Source organism: Flavobacterium adhaerens (genome assembly GCF_040045115.1).
Lineage (GTDB): Bacteria > Bacteroidota > Bacteroidia > Flavobacteriales > Flavobacteriaceae > Flavobacterium > Flavobacterium adhaerens.
In genome coordinates, this window is sequence record NZ_JBDLZX010000023.1 from 1 (window position 1) to 4,008 (window position 4,008).

The 4,008-nt window shown below is 31.1% G+C and carries 4 protein-coding genes; 1 reads left to right on the plus strand and 3 read right to left on the minus strand.

All coding sequences use genetic code 11. The features are described 5' to 3' along the window. A partial coding sequence (locus ABEB18_RS17390; RefSeq protein ID WP_348800619.1) for a hypothetical protein occupies positions 1–503 on the minus strand: 503 nt, incomplete at its 3' end. A gap of 173 nt (positions 504–676) precedes the next feature. On the opposite strand from ABEB18_RS17390, the gene ABEB18_RS17395 reads away from it, so the two are divergent. After that, positions 677–1,960 (plus strand): DDE-type integrase/transposase/recombinase, encoded by a 1,284-nt coding sequence (locus ABEB18_RS17395; RefSeq protein ID WP_348800620.1) that lies wholly within the window; start codon positions 677–679, stop codon positions 1,958–1,960. Positions 1,961–2,320: 360 nt separating this feature from the next. Here ABEB18_RS17395 and ABEB18_RS17400 read toward each other — a convergent pair whose 3' ends face one another. Both ABEB18_RS17400 and ABEB18_RS17405 read right to left on the minus strand, forming a co-directional pair. Continuing rightward, the gene (locus ABEB18_RS17400) at positions 2,321–2,755 is read right to left on the minus strand and encodes a DUF5958 family protein (RefSeq protein WP_348800621.1); all 435 of its coding nucleotides are present in this window, start codon (positions 2,753–2,755) and stop codon (positions 2,321–2,323) included. An 8-nt stretch (positions 2,756–2,763) separates the two neighbouring features. Beyond that, the coding region (locus ABEB18_RS17405; RefSeq protein WP_348800622.1) for an RHS repeat-associated core domain-containing protein at positions 2,764–4,008 on the minus strand (1,245 nt) is incomplete at its 5' end.

Below are 4,008 nucleotides of genomic sequence, written 5' to 3' on the forward strand. Positions count from 1 at the left end.
TAATTCGTTAAATAAAAGGTGTCTGCCTGTTTTATTTTATCGATTTCTTCCGGCGAAAAGCAATAAACCAAATTAGTAACTACTTCTGAAGCTTGACTATTGGTTATAAATTGAAAAACATCTTTGTTGTAGTCGGCATTCAATTCATTTACGAATTGCACAACGTCTAACAGTTTAATGGTGGCCAACTCAGGTTTCTTGGGCAAACTATCCACATAAGCCACTTCCTGTTGGTTCTGATTGTACTTTGCTTTGGCAGAATAAATTTTATACATTTTTCTGTTAAAAGGAACAATCTCAATAGCCACCCGAATACTGTTTTCTAATTTAGGCAACGTTTTCACGTCAAACTCATTGTTTGCTTTATAGCCTACCTTCGATTGACCAATACTTCCTAATTCTGGAGCCGTATCGGATACTTTATAAGCATTATTCTTGATTTTTGTGGATTGACAAGCCGATAAAATGACTAACAGAAAAACGATAAAAAAACTATTTTTCATTAATATAAATTTGTAATAAAAGTAATTTTACTTGATTTGGGCAATACAGATATGCACTGTAAAAATAAACATTTTGTCAAATAAATAGTATAAATTACAAATTGATTTGCCGAAAACGTAAAATAATATTATACAACGACTATTGCCCAAAAATTTAATCCTGAAATTTCATTATGAAGTATCCTTCGCTCCGCATTTCTTGGGACACCAATGTCAAACACTACATCAGAAATGGTTTATATGACAATTTACCAGAAGAATTAAAAATCAAAATTTCAAAAACAAACAAGCATCGCTGGAAACGGGAAACTGATGATAAATATATTGGTTGTGAAGTATCTAATTTTATAAAAGAAGAACTGGAGCTCCTAAAACGAACAGGTGAATCTAGGTATGCCAAAAAAGTGATGGAAGCTTATTTCATACTTTCGGATACTTACCATAAGATTATCAGTACAATAAAAGGTATTAAATATCAAGTGGCACTTCAAAAAGAAAAGTTAGTAAATACTATCGAAATGATAAAAGATATAGTTCCTGTTGCAAGCGCATTAAAAATCTTCAATATTTCGATAGCTACCTATCATAATTATAAAACACTTGTTCTCAATAAGTGTGATGCCTCTTATTTTTTATGGTGTACTAAACAATATCCAAATCAATTATTAAAGAAAGAGATTTTTCTAATAAAAAAATATTTACAAGACGAGAAATACAAATATTGGTCTAAATCTTCAATTTATTTTTTAGGGCTAAAACGTAAAGATATTTCGGTTTGTTTAACTACTTTTTATAAGTATTCAAAACTTTTAGGGTATGCCAAATTAAGATACATACAGACTAAAATAAAATATACAGGACTCAAAAGCTATAAAACAAACGAAATTTGGTGTGCCGATGTTACTGTTTTGAAAACTAACGATGGAAAAAAACATTACATTCATTTTTTGATGGATCACTATTCAAAGATGATCTTAGGATATAGTATTGAAGACAGCTCCAGCCCGAAAGCAATAAAACAGCTACTGCAAAATGCCTATTTAAAATACAAAAATAATGATCCCATAAAATTTCTTACCGATGGCGGGATAGAAAATGTAAATTCAACCGTCAAAGCCTTTTTGATTACAACGGACGATAATATAAAACATTTAATTGCTCAAAAGGACATTCCATTTTCGAATTCAAAAATTGAAGCTTTTAACAAAATAATCAAACATCAATTTTTATTGCCACGAAATTTAGAAAATAGAAAGCAACTTGTAGGTGCTTTAGCAGAAGACGTTACTACTTACAATACAATTCGCCCACAATTTTCTTTACAAGGAAATACCCCTGCAGAAACTTTTCAAGGCAAAAGTATATCTGTCAGTAACTATAAAACCCATTTTGCAGCGCAAAAATCACTACGAATAACAATAAATCAGCAAAAGAAGTGTAACAATTGTAAGTATTAAAATAGAAAAACTTTTCTCAAATATCTCCAACAAAAATACTTCTCATGAAACAAACTTAGATTTTCGCACAACCTATATTTACTAGTAATTCCTTATATGGAACCTGTTTTTATAAAAGAATAGTGTTAAAAGCAGCTGACCGAATAACTGCCTGTTTTGGTACAACAATCTGATGCACTACGACAATATTAAAACAAAAAGGATGAGCAATAATACTCATCCTTTTACCAAATTTATTTTCAATAATTATTCTTTTTTAATGTGCTAAAAATATAAAATCGTATACCACTAACTCTGAAACATTACCAATAGTTACCAAGCAACACATCTGAAAAAATCTCCGTTTTCCGAACTAGTCAATTAATAAATTTTACCTTTTGCTAAAATAGTTTTCACTTTTACATCATCAGATAAATCCCAATACCACCATTTATTAATATCATTTTTTTCAATTTCAAATCTTCTTTTGTAAGATATTTTGAAAAGATGTAAAAGCAATATAAAGGATTTACTTAGTTCATTTTCGGGTAATTCAGTAAGTTTTTTTAAAGTATGATTTGCAACACCCTTTTTAATTAAAACACAAGGAGTATAAGTTCTTTTTAATTTACTTTGCTCAATAACATTTTCAATATCTTCCTCTTCGGGTTTTGACTGCATGATTAAAAAAAGAATATCAATCAAGAAATCCTTTTTTTTATCAAAACTTAATAAACTAAAATTATTGAACAAATCATCAATTTCAACTAAACCTTGTCCAAATTTATTTACTTCAATTTCATTTGATAGTTCCATATCGATATTTATTTACGAGGTAATACTGTTATGTGTGGTAATTCAGTTCTAACTGTGCCAGTAAAAATATCTATATTCCTAGCCATATTATCAATCGTAGACTTTGAACCAGGCAAGGAATTTTTAATTTTACTCCAATTTTTACTATTTAGACCTCCTTCAATTACGTAATCCCAATCAGAAAATGCTTTTGCTGTACCACTTGCTCTACTACCCACAACAGTTATCGGTTTCCCTATTCTTGTAGCCGCATTTTCAATTCTCAATAATTCAGAAGCAGTAATAGCTCCTTTAGAATATTTAGCTCCTTTAGCAGCATCACCCAAATAAGGTATTATTCCAATTGCAGCTATAGCTGCATTACCAGTTTGCCCTCTCATTAAATATCCTATAGAGTTAAGCCCGTCAACTATTCCTGTCGGGTCTATGGTTCCTAGACCATCTAAACCTGATTGAAAATCATCAATTCTTTTGGTAGACTGGTCATCTCTCCAATGTTGATAATATTGACCATTCAGATATGCATTTCCTCTAATTCTATCCCCATTTCGTTTGTCTCCTATACCGCTAATAATGGTAACATTTGGTAATGCCTCTCCTTTTCCAGAACCTTCATGATATTCACCTTCCTTATTAACAAATCCATTACTTCCAATTTTATCAAAATTTCCTGCGCCATCGTTGACCCATTTTGACCCATTTGAACTATTTTTCCAAATTGAATCTATGAAAGCTTGAGAAAGTAATCCACTAGGGTCTGACCAATAAACAGGATTATTATAACCAAAAGTAAATGGTGAGGTTGAGTAATTCATTTCAGACAAAGCGTCTATCGAGTTAAATCTACCCAAAGCATTATCATATTGACGAAAGTCCATCGCTGTCATGTTAAGCCCTAGTTCGTCTTGTAACTCTTTCCCATTAAAGCGATACTTATAATTTGAATTAACAACTTGACTATATCCATATCCAATATGTTTCAACCCAAACGGATAATAATTATTTTCTTCCTGAATAACTAATGCTTTATCATAGCTCAAACGTACATTCCCTAAATGATCTTTGTATTGATACACATATTTATAAGTACCAGCATTATACTCTACATACCCTTCTGCTGTTGGGAAAAACTGTAAATCAACTGTACCTGTACTCGTTTCTTTTTTATACTGATACCCTCCCAAATAATCTGTTGTGGTAATGTCTGAACCCTGGGTAACCACTTTCTGAACCTTTTGTCCTGCTGCATTGTA

Coding starts and splice junctions, on each gene's coding strand:
- ABEB18_RS17395 (WP_348800620.1), top strand. CDS start 677: ATGAAGTATCCTTCGCTCCGCATTTCTTGGGACACCAATGTCAAACAC.
- ABEB18_RS17400 (WP_348800621.1), bottom strand. CDS start 2,755: ATGGAACTATCAAATGAAATTGAAGTAAATAAATTTGGACAAGGTTTA.